A 19,208-nucleotide genomic window follows, 5' to 3' on the forward strand; every position below is an offset into this window, starting at 1 on the left:
ATCCAAATCATTTGCCGTATTCTGCTGCTGGAAGTTGCTGTTGCATGCCCTGCATGTAGACAAACCTAATAAAGATAATCATCAAAACTTCGGTAAACCATTATGAAAACACTCCCCAAACTCCTGTTTGCTTTTTTGCTATGCCCGTTAATCTCGTCCCCTGCTTTTGCACAAACTACCTTTGTCCATTTATTTGAATGGAAGTGGAATGACATTGCATCTGAATGCGAAAATTTTTTAGGCCCGAAAGGTTATGCGGCAGTGCAAGTATCGCCACCACAAAAATCCGTTGCCGGAAGTTTTTGGTGGACACGTTATCAACCTGTGAGTTACGCGATTGAAGGCCGCTCGGGAACACGCGCTGAATTTGCCAGCATGGTCGCGCGCTGTAAGGCTGTTGGTGTCGGGATTTATGTCGATGCTGTTATCAACCATATGTCGGCGGGCAATCGCAATTTTCCGGAAGTGCCCTACGGTGTAAATGATTTTCACACCTGTACAGGTCCTATTAATTACACCAACGCATGGCAAGTGCAGAATTGCGATCTGGTGGGATTAAATGATTTAAAAACCGAATCCGATTATGTACGCGGGAAAATCGCTGCTTACATGAATGATTTGTTGAGCATGGGTGTAGCCGGTTTCCGTATCGATGCGGCAAAACATATGCCCAGTGGCGATATCGCTAATATTGTCAGCCGTTTAAATGGCAGCCCCTATATCTTTCAGGAAGTGATTGGCGCAGCTAACGAACCTATTACGCCCGCGCAATACACTTATATTAGCGATGTGACTGAATTTAATTTCAGCAGCACCTTGGGCACTTATTTTAAAGGGCGCGCACCGCTAAAAGATTTGCGCAATATCGGCGTATGGAGCGGTTGGTTAAATAGTAGTGATGCGGTGACTTTTGTTGCCAACCACGATAACCAACGTCAAAACACCAGCAATATTGTGACGCACAAAGATGGCATGAATATAAATAATATTGCGCACGTGTTTATGCTCGCCTATCCCTATGGGTACCCAGAAGTCATGTCCAGTTACGATTGGACCGATCACGACCAAGGCCCACCAACATCAACGCCTGCAAGCAATTGTAATAACGGTTGGCTGTGCGAGCACCGCAATCGCGAAATCGCCAATATGGTCGGCTTCCGCAATGCCACAAAAGAGGCATTTTATTTATCTAACTGGTGGGATAACGGTGCAAACGCTATTGCGTTTGGTCGCGGCAGTTTAGGATTTGTGGTCGTTAATGGTGAAAGCAGTGCAATCAATGTCACCTTGCAAACCGGTTTGGCGGCAGGAAATTATTGCAATGTTATCGCGGGCGATTTTGTAAACGGTACCTGCACGGGTGCAAGTATTACCGTTGCCGCCAATGGCACAGCGACATTTAATGTTGCAGCAAAAAGCGCAGCGGCAATTCATGTGCAAGCAAAAAATGGCAGCGTTGTTGGCAACAACTGCGTCTACTCCTCAATGAAATTGCGCGGCACATTTAATAACTGGGCCAGCACCGATATGACTTGCGCCGCAGGCACTTGGGTCGGCACCACCAGCTTCACCGGCAACACCGGTCGCTTTAAATTTGATGCCTACGGCAACTGGGTTAACAACTGGGGCAACAACAACAGCGATTTAATTGCTGACGCCAGTGGCAACGATATTCTCGTCACTACGCCGGGCACTTACACCATCACCTTTAACGATGCAAATTTGCAGTACAGCATCACCCCTGCCAATAACACCAGCAGCGCAGTAGCAAGTTCTATTGCAGCGAGTAGCTCAAGTACACCTGCAAGTTCGAGCAGCGCAGCGAGCTCAACTGGTGCGTCGGTTAGTGTGAGCTTTACTTGCCAAAACGGAACCACTTATTCAGGACAAAGCGTGTATGTGGTGGGCAACAGTGCCGCGTTAGGGAATTGGACTGCAGCCTCAGCTATCAAATTAAATCCTACTAGCTATCCAACTTGGACCGGCACAATTCAAATACCGGCTAACACAGCAGTGGAATGGAAATGCTTGAAGCGCGAAGAAAATAATGCGGCAGCAGGTGTTGTGTGGGAAAGTGGCAGCAATAATACATTTAATACTGGCAGCGCCAACAGCACACTGGGCGCTTTCTAACTCTTTATCTCTACAGCTATTCACATGGATTGGTAATGCGTTTTGGGGCGACTGCTAACAAGCAGCCGCCTTTTTTATTTTTTAAATTTAAATCACACCGTTAAATTTATCTCCTGCACCACACCAACACCACCATCTTCTTTGAGATAAATACCTGAATTAACAACTTCACCGAGCGATTGGTTATCCGCATCTTTTAATTGGAATGGCGAGGACACATGCCCCAGAAAAATGGCGCCAATATTTTTATCACCCAGCGCCGCTAATTGAGTCGAGCCATCTTCATTAGTCATCCAGATGCGCAGCTGTTGATAAATGCTATCGCCTTCATCGATAAAATGATTGCCGTCCTCATCGTAAACAGCAAGTTCAGTAAAACCGCGCCCACTGCTAGGGCCAAATAATTCGCTGCCATTATTGATGCTGCCGTCGCCGTTGCGATCCAACGCCAAATAACCACTACCAGGTCGCAAGCTCGCAATTTGTTCAGCTGTGCCATCGCTATCCAAATCAAACTCAAAACGTGTTTGACTAAGTGATGCACCCAAGCCATCAAAATTAATCACTAACGGATCAATTTTTTTACTGCCCGCCTCAATGTGCAGATTGGATTCCTGCACAAACTCGCGGCTCATATTCATCGCCACAGAAAAATTGATTTCGCGGCCATCAGCCGTGCGCACCGCACCCACCGCCTGGAACTTCATCGATTCTTGTTCCTGATAGCGCTCGTGCCGCTGATAAATCAAACCCGGGCCAGTGCTGCGGGTAGTGACCGCTTGCGCGGGCGGCGCTGTGTCCACACTCAAAGTTTGCGTGTTGGCACCCGTAGCAGCTTGCACCTCAGCGGGCGATGCCACATCCAAGTCTTTGCCGGTGATGGCTTTATACATCGCCGCGATGATCATCATATTCAAGCGATCACGGGAATCCACCGGTGTGCTTAAATCGAGCGACTGTGTTTGGCGATGCATCGCCAGTAGCGAACCTGCGCGGGAGAGATCCACTGCCACACCCTGAGGTTGTGGTTCGGTATTAGCCGCTTGCACGGCGGCTGCCGGCTGATCCAGCCAAAATTCCAGCCGCTCTGTAACGCTGTGCTCTTCGCGGTAATCACGCTGTGCTGCCATGCCAATAAGGGCATTGGAAATAATCATATCTGCCGTCCATTTTTTGGAGAAATAGAGAAAATCCCACCGGAAATTCATTTGGGAAAGCGCGGGTTAATCTCTATAGCGGCAAAAATGCTGATTTTTTGAGCGTTATTTGGCGTGAAAATTAGAATTATTGGTTATGAGCACAACCGTCAAAAGACCAGTAGCAAGGTGCGGGGATATAAGGGGGAAATCGGTAGGAAAGCCGGCAGATCAATTGCGCGCCAAGGCCAACTGATTTTTGTAGCGCTGATGAAGGATATTGACGCGGAAAACATAGGTCTTGGTTTCTTCGTAGGGTGGCACCCCCCGGTACTTTTCCACCGCGCCCGGTCCTGCGTTGTAGGCAGCGGTCGCCATAGTAATACTGCCGTCAAAGCGCTCCAGCATACGCGCCAAATATTTCACTCCACCATCGATATTCTGTGCAGCATCGGAGGCATTGCTGACGCCCATATCTTTGGCGGTACCGGGCATCAATTGCATCAACCCCATGGCGCCTTTGCGCGAGCGCGCGAGCGGATTGAAATTGGATTCGGCATGAATAATCGCACGCACCAACGCGGGATCAACACCGTACCTGCTGGCGGCCTGGGTAATCAAATAGGTAAATTCGGTCATGTAGAGTTTGGTACCGCGCCAATCGACGCGCGATAAGGGGTTACAAGCGTAGCAAGAGGTATAGACGATGACTTCGTAGGCAGCTTTTTTAGGTTGGCGATCTGAATAAGCGACAGAACCGCCTTTCTGATACTTAAAAAACGTGAAGGGTTGCGCGGGCTTTTTGCTCGCCGCTGCTTCTAATCGCTCCTGCTCTTTGCGCGCTTTTTCTTCCGCTGCGGTCTTTTCGGCTACGCGACGCACATGGGCTTCAAAATCCTCAAGGCTGGAATCCTGCGCCGAGGTTTTCGTTGAGGGTTGTGCATCCACTTCCGCCAATAACTCCGCACTGGTGAACACCAGAAGAGGAATGACAAATGACAAAAGGGATTTGCGCACTGAGACTGCTCTTTACTGATTAGGATAGTGACTAATTAGGATCTTTAACGGCGACTGGCTTGTCCATAACGCCAGCATGTGACAAAACGCTGGCCGGGAGATTTAGTGTAGCTCAGGCCAGAGCAAAGCTCTGTCACCAAAATCTATTTTCGTGACTTGATGCAGCTATCGCAACACGACTGGTTCAGGATTCCAGCCACACATCCCGCACCCAGTGCCATACCGATGGCCAGGTCTCGTCAGTCAATTCACCATCGCGCCAAAACACCACCTCACCATCTTGTTCTACGCAGTAGTAGGCGCCGTTCACTTCACACAACGGCATTAAATAGCGCGGCACGCCCTGCTCCCAGGCGACTGCGGTCACCTCGGGCAAATAGGTATGCGAGTAAGGATCAGCAGCCGTCACTGGCTCGATAGAACCATAAACCACATCGCTCGCTTCCAGCAGGAAACTACGCATCTCGCGGGGGATAGGCAGCAGCAACTCTTCTTCAATCTCGACTAACCTATCTTCATCAGGCAATTCCAAGGGTACAGGGACTGGCTCGTTGTGATCGCGCAGCATCTCAAGGACTTCATCGATATCAGAATCTTTCTCAGACATAGCACTACCTGAAGATTACAAAATGGGAGGCGGAATATAGCCCGAGGCGGGGGCGATAACAAGTCAACCAAACAGTGACATCTGGCTCTCAACCAACTGCCCGAGCGACTCATCCATAAAATGCAAAATGCTATCGGCAACGGGAGTGAGCTGTTTATCGACATAGTGTTGGTAATCAATCGGACCCTGGTGCAGAGCCATATTGATATCATCTGATCCCACTGGTTCGGGGCCATTGACCGTAATCAGATAACTAATCCAATGGCCGCGACGCAAACGTGCGCCGGTTAACTGTTCATATTTGCGCGCAGCCTGCACATGGGGCGGTACATTTTTTTGGTATTCGTGCAGATGGCGGCGCAAGCGCTTGTGATAAATTAATTCCAGGTCGCGCTCACCCGCCAACACCTGCGCGGTAGTGTTGCGCACAAAATCAAAATAATCTTCGCCATCAAAAATTTTCCGATAAAGCGTCATCTGAAATTCTTTGGCCAGTTGCGTCCAATCGGTGCGCACATTTTCCAGCCCTTTAAACACCATATCGCGCTGGCCATTAACCTCTACCAATCCGGCATAACGTTTTTTAGTGCCCAGCTCAGAGCCGCGAATAGTCGGCATTAAAAAACGCAGGTAATGGGTTTCGTATTGAATTTCCAATGCACTGTTAATATTGAATTCATCGCGCAGTGTTTGTTGCCACCAAATATTCAATTCTTTTGCCAAGCGTTTACCAATGCTGTTGCACTGCTCAGGTGTTTTCGGTGTTTTACCAACACAATTATTTTCCAGCCAGACAAACAGCGAGTCCGTATCGCCATAAATTACGGCGTAACCCTGTTGTTCAATCCAATCGCGGCTGCGCTGGATAATTTCATGGCCACGCAAGGTAATAGAACTGCAAACACGGGGATCAAAAAAGCGACAGCCGGTTGAGCCCAGCACACCGTAAAACGAATTCATAATAATTTTGATAGCGTGGGAAAGCGGCGCATTTTTATGTTGTTTGGCACGGTCGCGCGCGGCTGAGAGCTGCTCGATCACATTGGGTAAGATATGCCCTTCGCGCGCAAAATAAGCCTCGTTAAAACCGGGAACAGTTTCCGCTTCATCGAGTTGATTATGTTGCGCCAACCAGAAAGCACAAGGGTCAATTAAAAAGGTGCGAATGATGCTCGGATACAGGCTTTTAAAATCCAGCACCAACACATTGTCATAAATCCCCGGCCGCGAATTCATCACATACCCACCGGGGCTAATCACATCAGATTCAAATTCACCTAAATTCGGTGCGATATAACCGCGCCTGTGCAAGCGCGGCAAATACAAATATTCAAACGCGGCAACCGAGCCGCCGATACGATCCAACAACAAGCCAGTTAATTGGCTGCGTTCCAGAGCAAACGCCAGCAGCTCCTGCTGCACAAAAATTTTCCATACCAATTCACAATCGTGCAAGTTGTAATCCGCTAGCGCCAGCTTATCGGTTTTAAACAACTGGGTGATATCATCACCGCGATCACTGCCGGTAATTAATTTGCTTTCACCCAATAGCTCCTGCGAAATATTTTGCAGTGAATAACTTTGGAATTGGTGATTCGCCGCTTTCAGTAACTCGATACCATCGAGCGCCACGCGCCCAGGAATCACCACAAAACTGCGCCCGCCGTCGCCCTCTTCATGGCGCCAATTAATGGATTGGTTGGCGCGCCCCAGTTGCAATTCTATTTTCAACCGCTGGCAAATATTTTCCAGCACCAGCAAATCAAATTGCACCAAATTCCAACCGATCAAAATATCGGGATCGACCTGCTGTAAAAACACAAAAAATTGTTGCAGGCAGGCTTTTTCGTCCACGCAAAAAATCACCAACCCTGTGTCTGTCCCCTCGCCCACCATAAATACGCGCTTGCCTTCTTCACACCAAACACCGATGGAATAAAGCTGTTTGGCATCCATGGAGGTTTCAATATCGAGCGAAAGCATGCGCAACTCAGGCCGCCAGAGTGATTGCTCATCGGCAAGCGGTGCAATACGCGGATTCGTTATTGGTTGTTGCGCGGAAAACGCTTGCATGGGCACATCCAATTGCGCGCCCGCCGTCACAAATCGCTCCATCAAATAACGTTCAGGCGGGCGAATATCGCTCTCCCAAAAGGGAATATCGTTCTGCTTGAAAATATCTTGCGCATCGCGCGCGCTGCGGTGGCTTTTAAAATAGAGCGCGTTAACGGATTTATTGAGGAAGGTCTTTAATTCCACCTCCGCCATACGCCACTGGCGCAAGCGGCTGATTAACGGTTGGATCTGTGCAGCTTGTTCGCGCAACACAAAAAACACCACTTCCTGCCCGGTAATCTGCGTCCAACAACTCCCCTGCTCCGTCGCCCACCACAAATCGAGCGCGACACCGTCACGTGTGTCGCGCCATTGGCGGGTTAATAAAAAGGCATTGGTCATAGGGATACAGGAACTGGTTGGTTAACCAGTATTATCCCGTATGGGTGATAGGGATGCAATCAGCCAATCTAATCTATACGGCGGCGGCGGACGACACATGAGTTGTCCAAAACGACAGATGAGATGTCTTAAAACGACACATGAGTTGTCCAAGCGAGTCTATATTTTTCAATGGCTTAGTAAACTTCGCGACACGGGGACAATTTATTGGGATATAAAACATTAACTCGGTGAATGTCTGGGGGTGCGAGCGGGATATCTTAATTGTTCGCACACTCTGTACAAGGCTCATAATTCCGCTTGAAAGTGCATTTTCTGAAGATCCGCTTTGCTCTGGTTTCAGGTGCATATTCAGCGTCGGGATCACTGAACCCCGTGTTAAGCAACCAATCTGGATATAAGCAGTGATGATGTGTATGATAACGACTAACAACTAATCCCTAGCAGGTGTCATTAAGTTGACTCTTGTCTGGGAAGAAAAAACCACCGCACGGTGGTTTTTTCATTTATAGCGGACGGCAGATATTCCTTGAATTGGAATACTGTTTTGTCCGGTTGCCCACGAGTAATGTAATGCATGATCATCAATATATGGATGCACAATTTTGAATTGGTTTTGCCTGCAGTCCTTGTAAGCTGGTTTATTAGCTAGCTCATGCCCTACTGGCCGCCGCTACGTACTCTCTCAATTGTCGCTTCGATGTTTGACTTGGCTGCGACCAATTGCTTTCCAGCCTCCTCCGCCTGAACAATCGCTTGATCGTACTCGTCGATGCCTGCGATTTTCAGATTCATCAGCCGCCTAAGCTGGCTCTCATTCTCAGCGATCATCTTCTGCCAATCGTCCCGAAAGCCCTCAAGTTCTTTAATTCGGGCGTCACAATCCTGTGTACTCATGTAAGTCATAGCTGCATCCTCCGTTGGAAAAAATCAAAAGTTTCCGCTTAGGCACCGAGCGCCCGATTCCCAACGCCTAACGAGCTCATCGGCATTTTTAAAGCTGACCTTCATCTTGCCCAATTGAACTGATTTGAATTTATCAACCAATGCGCATCAAACTATATGTAAATGAGCCTTATCCGCCTGGATTAAACAGCTATCTTGATGATATTGCTCTCGGATTTTTGCGGATCGGAAAATTAAGTTTAATTCTGGGTCAACTCTATTATTAATATCAACACCATATTTTAATATTTCTTGACGGTATTTTTTAAGGGTGCCTGTACTGTACTGAAGCTCATGCAGATAGTCATAGAAATATGCTCTAGCTGCCTGTGCGATATTGCGCTTTTCGCTCACTTCAATTGCCCATAGCGGGTGTGTCTCATCGAAAAGTAAAATATACGCATCTTCAGGGGTCGTATATTCGATTACCTCTAATTTGTATTGTGCGCGCTTAGGTCTATTTCTATTTACCCATTCATGGAAAAACAAAACAGCTTCTTCTTTTGTATCAAATGAAGCGGCTGATTTCCATGAGCAAATTCGACCCATAGATGAAAGATACAATCCTTCATCCAAGTGAAATCTTTTAGTAATCGCTCCTTTAAGACCCACATCAACAATGCCAACATCAAAATGAGACTTACTAAATCGAACAGTCATCATATTGTTAACGCGACCGACAGAATCACTCATTATCAAAATACCTGTCTTCCCATATAGTAAATTTCGGCCAAAAGCGCTCATTAATACCAAAAAATAATACTTTGTATACCATGAAAGAAATTTCTTTCATGGGGAAACAGAATAACGGTTACTTAAGAAGGATTTTGTGTAAATGATCTTTCAATTTCATAGCCAATTTCTGAACCTTTCTCACCGAACATGCTGACGTATTTTTTTAACTCTGCGCGCCCAGCACCGCCCAAAACTAATTTATTAAGCATAGCTCTTACACCAAATTGATTTTTTATATTTTCCAGTGGGTTACCTTGAGTAGCGATTTTGAAGATTCCCATTCCAGCTTCCATTGTCACCGGTTTAGATTCCGCTCCATACCCTATTTTTTTATCTATATATTGACTTACTGAGTCAAGCTGTTTTCTGTAATCCAAAAGACTCTTTGTATCGTCTGCACTCATCGCGTTCTGAAACATTTTTAGCCAGTCACGAAGTGATTGAAAATCACTCCTCATTTGCAGGGCGATTGTAATTAGTTTATCGGCAGAGTTAGCCTCTTGAATGATCCTAATAGGTAATGCTGGAAGATTAATATACGCAGAAAAAAGAGAGTCATTACCGTATATCTTCTTTGTGACTTTGACTTTTTGGTCATCTAAAAATGTAGTCAATTGATGAAGAGCATCAGCAGCAGGCAGCATAAATCCTGAATTTATAAACAATTTTTTTCGTAAAGGATGTGGAGTATAACTCTTTTCGTACACGAAGCTTCTGGCACACATGCCTGCTCCGCCCCATAAGGTCGCAGACAAAAGAGCATGTGGCGTTGTCCCGTTGGAATTCCAACCCTCAACATTTTCTCGGTGTTCAAGTCTCAAAGATTCAGTAGAGCAGATATGACTTATAATCCGATCACGTGGACCTGCAATTTTTTCAGCTTCAGCTAAAAAGGGATATGCCCTTACAACACCAAGATTTTTTGCTTCCAGGATTGGGCTTTGAACTTCATCCCATGCATAAGTGAATTGCTGATCGACTAATACTTCATCTCGAAGAATAAGGTCAGAGAGAAAGTCAAAAAGAGCCTCTGTCTGAATAACAGCGCTTGACACGGCTCGATAGCAATGTTGTTCGCCATTAACAACAATTTCATGAGCGTCATCCCTCTCAAACCCGTCTGTGAACAGACTCGTTATATCCTGCAACGACCAATTATCCGCAACTACACCTTGAGCCATTATTCCTCCATTTTTCTTAAAGACAAACAGTGTATGTATGCAGAGGGCTAGTGCAATGAGCTAACTCGCCTACCGATCCAAAAGTAATTTTACTATTGGGTAGTAGGCACGATAAAGGCCCTGTGCCATTTCTAAGTCTTGCGTCAACCATCGCTTTCGGCTTACTTCAGGAGTGTCAGGTTTTCCCTTGATCCAAGTAAAAACTCCCGTTAAGACAAAGGTATATTGATTAATCATTCTATCAACCATGATTAGCTGTGGCGACGGTCGGCCAAGCTGCTGAATAGCACCATTATCAATTTCGTGAAGCGACATCTCCAGCCGAGTTAGTTTTTCAACAGGCAACCTCAGGTCTTTCGTCAAAGAGTTCATTACTTCTAAAAAAATGGAATCAAGCTCTACCCAGATTTTCTCCGCTTTGAAAATGAATGAGTCATCAGATTCTTCCATGACAAATGACTCGGGCAATTCTTCGAGTGCAGATGCTCCATGAAACCGAAAGCGTGTCCAATGTGCCGCTTTTGGCCAATTCATGAGTTCTTTTAGTGATGCCGTAATTGCATGATCGTCTTCAAGCCAAGAAACGTGTGCGATAGCGTTATTATCTCGATTATCTTTTAAGCTTCGATATACATGAATTGTTGCCAGCAATGGAGTGCACCGTCCACCATCTTTCTCTTGAAGCTGATCAGCAATATGATTAAGCGTCGCCCAGAAATGAGTCGGGCGCCAAGGGCCCTTCCACAAAACTCGTATATTCTTTAGCCATACCTTAGCCTGAGGAGGGACAATAGAAGTAGTTGAAGAAATAACCTCGTAGTGATTTCTGGCAATCAAATTTTCGGAAAGACCTGCAAGCTGAAAGGCATGAAGTGAATAGAATCCAGCTATTTCATTCTTCAAAAATGAAGGCAAGTCATCTGCCCGAGGAAGCGATATCGTTATTTTCCGCTGCTCAAGCACTTCCAGTCCCTCCGGCGCGACATCGCCTATTATCCTGTCAACTGAGCGGGCAAAAAATAGCGGCTCGTTTCCGAGAAGCTCGACAGCTACGACAAAGACAGGGAATGGAATGGCTGCCCATCTACGCAAGTGGTTAAGATCAAGTTGCCTTTTGGCGATACCTGCACCAGTAGTAGAAGCCGTTTCGGCGTCATGACCCTTAATTTGAAGTAATCCAATTCTCGGCTCACTCCCAGCATTAGCCAGCTCAGTGTAGCCTTCAAGCTCCACTAGCAAATCTTCTCCCCTGTCATGCTCATACTTTGAACAGAAGATTTGAGCATCAAGTAGAACATCACGAACTTTAGTTTCAGCCCGTTCGCCGGTAAGCTGCGATTGTTTGCCACCGTTCATATTACTCAAGTGTCACTCTCAAAATTGAAACCTGCATTACATTGTATGCTAACGATTGCGCCACAAAAACATTCCTGCAAAAAACACCTACCCACAGCACTCTCTCAGATATTAGGTGTCGGTTAAAATCCACTCGAATAATTTCACATAATTTCATACGCGAATTAATTCACGTACATCTTCGGCTAAAAACGGATATAACCCGAGAAATTTATTGTATTAGTCGCGACCATTTTCCAGATAGAATTTAATCAGAGCAATTCAGAAATTTAACGCGCCGTAATACGGAAAATATCGAATGCAGCGATGAATCTGTATGGAAGCAGCGAGTTTTTTCAATATCCGGCATGGGAAGTAGTTATTTAACGTCCTTGATCATTTTTTTAATGATCATATTTTCCAATTTTCCAGATATCGCTGCCTCATTATTTTTCCAGTGCATTCCGTCGTTATAGATAATACCCAACAAATAGAACGATTCTGGTATAACAATGCCCTTACTTTCAGAAAACTTCAGCTTATTTGGTGTTTTATGCTTATCAAGAAATTCTGCCTTTAAATATTCACTATCCAATCTTTCATAGGCATACTTTTCGATTTTCTTGCGTAATGCACAACACACCGCAAATGGGTCGTAAACAGACTCGTTAGCCATGTATTTTTCAAACTCAGAAAATACATACTGATCAAAAACAGAAGAATCACCCCACGTTGGCTTAAGATCTAAAGTCTCAAATTCCTGTCGAACATTTATCGGTTGTGGTTCGTAATGTAAATAGTATTTAGATACAGCACTCTCAATTTCAGGTTTTTCTCTATTCACAAGTAATTTTTTAAGGTGCGAGTTAATCTTGGCCTCTCGTTTCTCTAGATAAAACACTTTCTGATCGCTAAACGTATAATTTCTGAAGTACGATGGATCTAGATGGGTAAGAATAATAGGATAAAACATCTTACCCTCGTCTTTAAATTTTGCTATTAGCTGTGTGACATAATATTGAACAGCTATTAAGTTGGCATCATCAAGATAATCAAAAACTTCATCTATTATTAGAATGCTTCTTTTTTTTGTTAGATTCAGCTCAGCTTTTTTGAGAAGTGCTATAAAGCACATAACGTCCCTTTGCCCATTTGATATTTGGTGAACTTTTGGCATCTCGACAACTAGCTTTCCATCCTTTTCTTTTGGCTTAAACTCCTTCCAACTGGAATTAAAATCATTAAATAGTCTGTCATAGGAAGATTTGCCAAGATCATATATTGATCTTCTTACAGCCTTTTTAAAATCGAGGGGATTTTCATTAAAATCTAATGCCAATTGGATGGCGGCCAGATGATTCTCAGCAGAATTTGTAAAACCCAAATCGAATGAAACACAGAGAGCAGCTATATTTGAGAGATTATTTGTTCCTTCCAGAAATTCAAGTTCATTTTCGTCAATCCAGTCTAATAGCTTAGATCTAGATCCATTTTGTTCGTTTAACCTTTGTATAAATGAATTTATTTTTTCTTGAATACGCTGGCCAGACACCCTCTCAAGATAGACAAGATGGTTATTCAACTCAGCAATGAACTTTCCATTTTTATAAATACTAGAGATATTTGGTAAAACCTTTCCATTTCTTCCGATTTTATTTCTATGGTTGGCAATTGAATAATTGAATTCTGACTTTTCCGGGATGCTACTAGACAATACTATAGGCGGTGTTTCTAGAGAGGCAGAGGCAATAACGTGACCGCCAATTCTGCTTTTCTTCGCTTTAGCGAAGACTTGATTGTTAATTACAAAATAATCAAAGACATTATTTATCTCATTGGTAGTGTCATTAGCGCGCAAAACGCTGATGTCGCCATTATCATCCAAATAGGTAACCTCTATCCTAGGAACTATATCGTCTTTTCCTTGATGAAAGTCATCTTTATGAAGTTCGATCTTTGAACTTTTAAGTGATTTAAATGCGGTAGCCAAGGAGCTTTTCCCAAAACCATTTGGGGCGACAAAAATGCTAGGCTTATTTTTCGGAACATCAAATTCATATATTCCATTGACAGTGTTTTCACCAATTCCTTTGATATTGGTAATTGTAATCTTTTTGATCATTTACATTATCCTTTCAAAAATAACACTGAGCGCAGTAGCAGTTTTTAAGCTAGACCAAGTGTATTGCTTTTTCACAGCAAAGCGATAAAGATACCTTGCAATATTTCCCTAATTTACTTTAGATTGAGTTTAACAGTTAAAATGGCAGTACAGATCCCAACAATTATTCCTATTGCCATGGAAAATATTCGATCAGAACGTTTTTCTCTTTCAGATGAAAAATAAAGTTCAGCTTTTGGAGTTGTATGAAATTTATTATTCTCAGGCGCAACCGGATTTATAGGAGCCGTATACAAATTAACACTACGCTCCTTTGAAATAGTGGAATAAAACATAGAGGCCAAAACCTTCTCATCTTTTATCGCCGCACCCTTAACGCTCCAGTCACACTTGGTATACTCGCCAGTACATAACATAGCTAAAGGATAATAGTCTCTGTAATCATTAAACGCTTTATCAATCAATGGCTCAATTTCTGCCAATGAGACCTCTCGTTTTTTTACAACGAACTTTAATATTTTGTGCGAAGTCAGTTTCATATTTTCCCGATGTAACAGTTTAAAATGTGTTGTGCATTAAACGCAGAATATGTGCGCTTTGGGCGCAAATGAGCCCTTCACTCTAGCGAGAATGAAAACCAATTCCCTTTACTTCGCATAACTCCCAGGCACAGACATATATATGTGCAAACTCACATAGTAAATCTTTATCATGAGACGTAGCTGGCATGAAAAATCACCTCAAGAAATAATCCTTTTGTCCTTGCATTGCCAAAAAGGTGTTTCATGATTTATCGGACGAATCAGGACTCTTGAGCTCCGCGAACTTCGCTGCCATGGTTGGGTTTCCCCGCGTAAGCTTTTTGATAGTAAGATCCTCGGCTTTATCATTTGCTAAACGTAGGTTGTTAGCCGATTTATAAAGTGCCTCCTTGGTTTTTTCCAAGTCTTTAATTGCTTCATCAATTCGCTTAACAGCTTCCTCGAAACCTTCCGAGGCAAGCCGCCAGTTTCTACCAAAGGTTGTTTTGAAATCATCTAGCTGAATCTCAAAGTTAGAGATATCAATATTTTGAGCCCTAACCAGCGCAAGCTCCGATTTATACTGGAGCGATTTCATTGCCGCATTTCGTAATAGGGTAATAATAGGAATAAAGAACTGTGGTCGGACAACATACATTTTCGGGTAGCGGTGAAACACGTCAACAATTCCGATATTGTAAAGCTCACTTTCGGGTTCAAGCAGGGAAACCAACACCGCGTATTCGCAACCTTTTTCGGTTCGATCTTTGTCTAGTTGTTTGTAAAAATCTTCGTTTTTCTTCTTGGTCGCGGTCTCATCACTTTCATTTTTCATTTCAAACATAATCGAAACAATCTCGGTGCCGGCCTCATCTAAATCGCGGAAAATAAAATCTCCCTTGCTACCACTACGTGCATCGTTATCTTTCTCAAAGTAAGCTGTTGGAAATGCAGTGGATCGAATACGGTTAAATTCGATTTCACAGTGCTGCTCCAGTGTTTCACCGACCATTTTTGTAGATAGCTTTGTCTTCAAATCTTTCAATCGCTCAATATGATCATCACGATCTTTGAGCTGTACATCATACTTTTCTTTTAGAGATTTTTCGGCTAGATTTTTCTCTAGCTCTAATCGCTGAAAACCATTCTTTAGCTCATCACGTTCTTTTTCGACGACACTTACTGCTTCTGTTATTGCAAGTTTCTGGGTAATGCCGCCAGCATTAAGTTTTGCCTTCAAATCCTGAATTTCTGCCTCTTTTATCGCAGTGGTTTTCTGCAATTCATTCACAAGTTTAGCTTCGGCCAGCTGTGAGGCCACCAGCATCTCTTGCTTTACCTTCGCAAGCTCGTTGGCAATTGCATCACGATCTTTCTCCACGGCACTTAACGCTTGAGTTACCGCAAGTTGCCGAGCCACCTCACTTGCGTCAAGTTTAGCTTTTAGCATTTGAATTTCTGAATCCTTGACTGAGGCGGCTTTTTCTAACTCACTAGTGACTCTAGCTGTTGCGAGTTCAACCGCATTTTGCTTATCCTGTTGCGCCAATTCGAGTCGCTCGTGCAACTGGTGCTCGAAATCCTTGTCTCGAACTTGCTTAAGAATATCTGCATACCCTGCTTCGTCAATTTTGAATGCTTTCTTGCAGTGTGGGCAGATAATTTCATGCATAACTATTTCTCCGTCTCAATTTACTGGGTGACGTTAACTAAATTGTAGAAAAACTAACCGTCGATTTTCTCGTTTAAATAACTCAGAGCATTACACTGCAATTTAATTAACCTTAAAAAAACAGTCGCCGTCTATAGGGATACTCAAATTAAATCGCAAGCGATCACGAAATCATTCCTTGAGCCAAGTTTTTTTGATTCCTGTGAAATCAACATTCTTCCATTCCTCTTTCCAAAGTTGGAAATACGGAATGTCAGTTGAAGATGGGGCGGGACTGCAAGGAGAAATCTTAACTAAAGATGGCATGACTACGGACTCCCCAATCAGCAGAGCCTCACCAGCACCTAAAGTCGGTAGTTTCTCACACAGATTGCCAAGCGTGTCTGGGAGCAGGCGAGATACATACCCTTGATCGCTTGGGTTCGTCAATCGCATGGCCAAAAAGTTACTGCACTGCGAGAAAATTGTCTCGGAAATTTCCGAAGGGCGTTGACTTGAAAGTAATAAGGTTACCCCATACTTTCGCCCCTCTTTAGCAATCCTCTCAATAGAGAACTTCGAGGCTCTGAACTTGGAAAGCTCACTGTTAGGAACATATTTATGCGCTTCTTCGTACACCAACAAGATAGGCGCATCGTTGTTAACGGTTTCGCTTTTCGCACTTCTCATCACTTTATAGTGATAGCCATATTCAAACAGGATTCGGGATATCAGCGAAACGGTAATGCTAAGTACTTCGAAGGGCACGCCACTAAGGTCAACCACAGTCACGTTAGATTGCTTATCTCCGTAACCAATCAAACTCATGAGGGTACCTTCGAGAGTGGCTGTATCTGCCGCCACACCGAAGAGGAACTGAAGTCGATCTTGCGCCACTTTCGATTCAAAGCGAGTGAAAAATTTATCAAGCGACTTATCTGCGTAGCTGCCGGCCGTAATGCTTTGCGGCTTCGTAGGATGAAATTCGAGCCTGCCTGCAAAATATCTATCTAATCGTTCCTTTGAGTCCCAGAGGAGGCCGTGACTGGGTTCAGTCTTGCCATCCGTCGGAAGGGAATAGGAAGCGTCCACCACCATGTATCGCGCTTCATTTTTTGAGTTCACAGTTTCGTTCTTGATGTTGTACAGCGCATTCAAAACTTGATGGATATCAAACTTCAATGGGCTATCGTAATAAACATATTTAGCACCTTTGTTATGCCTCTTTTTATTCTCGGTGACTAACTGCCGAAAAACAGCCGATTGGTTATAGTTATCTCGCTCGCCAGTATCCAGTAATACTTCTTCGAGTTCTTCACTATTGAGTAGCCAATACGGAAGCGTCAGGGTGCCTGCATCTAGAAAATTGGCGTCCGGGAAGGCTGATCTGTATTCGGAATGAATATCAAATATAACCACGTGAGAGTTATTGAGCTTATACTCACCGTTCTTCGCGCCAACTGCAGACTGAATAATTTTTGCGATGGTGTGCGATTTCCCCGCACCTGTCGAACCTACAACAGCAATGTGTTTATTGAAAAATCGATCACCATCAACCGGTACTTGAATTGCGGAATTTGAAACCAACGAACTAAATACAAATTTTTTCGCAGGATCGACAGAGTCTTCGAAGATTTTTTTTATGTCGCCTTCAGTAGCTGGTGCTACACCTGTAGGCGGAATCGTCAGCGTGTCTCCTCCACGAATAAATTTTCCCTCAGTAATGATACCTAAAGGTAATGCTTCAATTATGTGGCGACGCTCTGCTTTCTCTGTAACTTCTATACAAAAATTTTCAATGATTGCTATCAGCGCGCAGTCTTCGCTATCAGTAATCCGCAAATAGGATCCGACTCGAAGACTTTTTCCATCGGAAAAAGCTGCAATGTTACTTACCGAGATCTTTACCTTATCTGGAAAAACTGCAATCACTTCTGCTTTGATTTCATTTGTGTCACTCATGCCTGCATAACCTCTTGAACGAAATATGAACTGCTACTTCTGATTGGGTGATATATCTTTTCTTTTGGAACAAGCGCTGGATCTAAAGGCATTGTTTGGTAAAAATCATAGATCTCAATAATTGAGCCCGAAATTGCCGAGACTGTTGATATCAACTTAGCTTCTGATGGAATGAATTTAAGTCGCCAGAGATTTTCCTTGGTTGGATGGTCAACAAGCAATTTTTCAGAGAAATCGGCCCCTTGGTAAGGGTAGCCTTCGCTGAACCTGACCCCTTGATCCCACAGCTCTGCTTTAATCTTTATCAATTCCGTAGAGGTAATACCTCGGAGTAACACGTAGGGACAGAAACGATCTTGCGGAGGTGTTCGCGCATGCTCTTTGTGAGAAAAGAAGTCACCAAGTTTAGCAAGCATCCCGGCTGCCTTTTGAGCTTCGCATACTCCATTCATGTCGATAATAAAGATTCTTGAAGCGATCGGCATCTTTGTTGTTTTGGAATTGAAAAATTTCCTTCGAATCATCTTCGCGTAATAATCCGCCCCAAACTTCTGTTGCAACCAGACACTAAAAATAATTTCTTTACGATTGATGCTTTTTAAGAAATCTTCTTTGATAATCTTTCGTCTTTTTTCGTCCAACTCAACTGCTAGTTTCTGAATTACATTAATTGCAGCTGGATAAAAAAATGACTCCACATCAATGACGTTACTATCGGGAATTGCAGCGATCAAGAGTTTGTTCAGTTTCTGCTGCTGATCCTCGTAAGATAACGCATTTATGTCAATTTCGAGTAGGGATGCAAATGTTGAAATATCGTGAGCGGTTAATCCTAATTCTTCGTAAACCCTGTGTTCCACTTTTTTTTGTGTATAGGTTAAGAAGTTAGCTTTCAAAAAAGCGTCTGAGAGAGGAAGTACGAGCTTATTCTGTCCGCCTTTATAGTGCCCGTAGAGCCGATACTTGAAAGTCTGATTTCTTGGGCATCCTGCGGCGTGAAAGTGTCTGAGCATCAAAATAATAGCGTCTTTAATCACAGAATGGTTATACTCGGTTCCCTCATAATATTTACACTGAACAAATGCGCTCTCATCGCCGTCGTCCAGATCTATATCTTCAACACCTTCCACGATTATGCTCGCACCGGAAGAAGCCTCGAGTAGTCGAACGATTGTCTGATCGAACTGATAAAAATAACCTTTGATGGTTGCTGTAGCACTCCGGTCCGTCACTATTACTACCCTCTTATTATTTAACTTAGCCAGCGAAGGAAATTACAATTCGTTAGCACTACTTACCCTGTTTGATAATCTATGCACTTCATGATAAATACGCCCCAGCGTCCTAAACTTGTAACAAAGAAAAACTCTGCATACGAAGTTAATAACGATACAGCCTGATCGACT

14 protein-coding genes are annotated in these 19,208 nt (G+C 43.9%); 1 reads left to right on the forward strand and 13 read right to left on the reverse strand.

The genetic code is table 11. The features are described from left to right. The first annotated feature begins 102 nt into the window (after window positions 1–102). Window positions 103–2,133, forward strand: coding sequence for a carbohydrate-binding module family 20 domain-containing protein (locus B4E62_RS05280; protein WP_331351361.1), 2,031 nt, complete (start codon window positions 103–105; stop codon window positions 2,131–2,133). A 92-nt stretch (window positions 2,134–2,225) separates the two neighbouring features. Here B4E62_RS05280 and B4E62_RS05285 read toward each other — a convergent pair whose 3' ends face one another. From B4E62_RS05285 to B4E62_RS05345, 13 genes are all read right to left on the reverse strand, one after another. Continuing rightward, window positions 2,226–3,290 carry a hypothetical protein gene (locus B4E62_RS05285; RefSeq protein ID WP_331351362.1) on the reverse strand — a complete coding sequence of 355 codons (1,065 nt, stop codon included), beginning with the start codon at window positions 3,288–3,290 and terminating at the stop codon, window positions 2,226–2,228. Window positions 3,291–3,500: 210 nt separating this feature from the next. Further along, window positions 3,501–4,286, reverse strand: a complete 786-nt coding sequence (locus B4E62_RS05290; protein WP_310075964.1) for a lytic transglycosylase domain-containing protein — start codon at window positions 4,284–4,286, stop codon at window positions 3,501–3,503. 184 nt (window positions 4,287–4,470) lie between these two features. Continuing rightward, window positions 4,471–4,872 carry an SMI1/KNR4 family protein gene (locus B4E62_RS05295; protein ID WP_414633254.1) on the reverse strand — a complete coding sequence of 134 codons (402 nt, stop codon included), beginning with the start codon at window positions 4,870–4,872 and terminating at the stop codon, window positions 4,471–4,473. An 84-nt stretch (window positions 4,873–4,956) separates the two neighbouring features. Next, complete coding sequence (locus B4E62_RS05300; protein ID WP_331351364.1) at window positions 4,957–7,350, reverse strand: DNA polymerase II; 2,394 nt, start codon at window positions 7,348–7,350, stop codon at window positions 4,957–4,959. A 660-nt stretch (window positions 7,351–8,010) separates the two neighbouring features. Continuing rightward, a complete protein-coding gene (locus tag B4E62_RS05305) occupies window positions 8,011–8,256 on the reverse strand; it encodes a hypothetical protein (protein ID WP_331351365.1) in 246 nt (81 codons plus the stop codon). 147 nt (window positions 8,257–8,403) lie between these two features. Further along, the gene (locus B4E62_RS05310) at window positions 8,404–8,988 is read right to left on the reverse strand and encodes a hypothetical protein (protein WP_331351366.1); all 585 of its coding nucleotides are present in this window, start codon (window positions 8,986–8,988) and stop codon (window positions 8,404–8,406) included. 122 nt (window positions 8,989–9,110) lie between these two features. Continuing rightward, complete coding sequence (locus tag B4E62_RS05315) at window positions 9,111–10,211, reverse strand: hypothetical protein (protein WP_331351367.1); 1,101 nt, start codon at window positions 10,209–10,211, stop codon at window positions 9,111–9,113. Between the two features lie 69 nt (window positions 10,212–10,280). Then, window positions 10,281–11,576, reverse strand: a complete 1,296-nt coding sequence (locus tag B4E62_RS05320) for a hypothetical protein (protein ID WP_331351368.1) — start codon at window positions 11,574–11,576, stop codon at window positions 10,281–10,283. Between the two features lie 349 nt (window positions 11,577–11,925). Continuing rightward, window positions 11,926–13,668, reverse strand: a complete 1,743-nt coding sequence (locus B4E62_RS05325; protein ID WP_331351369.1) for an ABC transporter ATP-binding protein — start codon at window positions 13,666–13,668, stop codon at window positions 11,926–11,928. A gap of 113 nt (window positions 13,669–13,781) precedes the next feature. Continuing rightward, on the reverse strand, window positions 13,782–14,207 hold the full coding sequence (locus B4E62_RS05330) for a hypothetical protein (RefSeq protein ID WP_331351370.1): 426 nt from the start codon (window positions 14,205–14,207) through the stop codon (window positions 13,782–13,784). Between the two features lie 244 nt (window positions 14,208–14,451). After that, complete coding sequence (locus tag B4E62_RS05335) at window positions 14,452–15,861, reverse strand: DUF2130 domain-containing protein (RefSeq protein WP_331351371.1); 1,410 nt, start codon at window positions 15,859–15,861, stop codon at window positions 14,452–14,454. Between the two features lie 171 nt (window positions 15,862–16,032). After that, window positions 16,033–17,802: an anti-phage-associated helicase HerA gene (herA, locus tag B4E62_RS05340; protein ID WP_331351372.1), complete on the reverse strand. Its 1,770-nt coding sequence runs from the start codon at window positions 17,800–17,802 to the stop codon at window positions 16,033–16,035. After that, window positions 17,799–19,034 carry a DUF4297 family anti-phage-associated protein gene (locus B4E62_RS05345; protein WP_331351373.1) on the reverse strand — a complete coding sequence of 412 codons (1,236 nt, stop codon included), beginning with the start codon at window positions 19,032–19,034 and terminating at the stop codon, window positions 17,799–17,801. Before B4E62_RS05345 ends, herA begins: the two co-directional genes overlap by 4 nt. Window positions 19,035–19,208: the final 174 nt, after the last annotated feature.

It is taken from the genome of Cellvibrio sp. UBA7671, from assembly GCA_002483145.1.
Lineage (GTDB): Bacteria > Pseudomonadota > Gammaproteobacteria > Pseudomonadales > Cellvibrionaceae > Cellvibrio > Cellvibrio fibrivorans.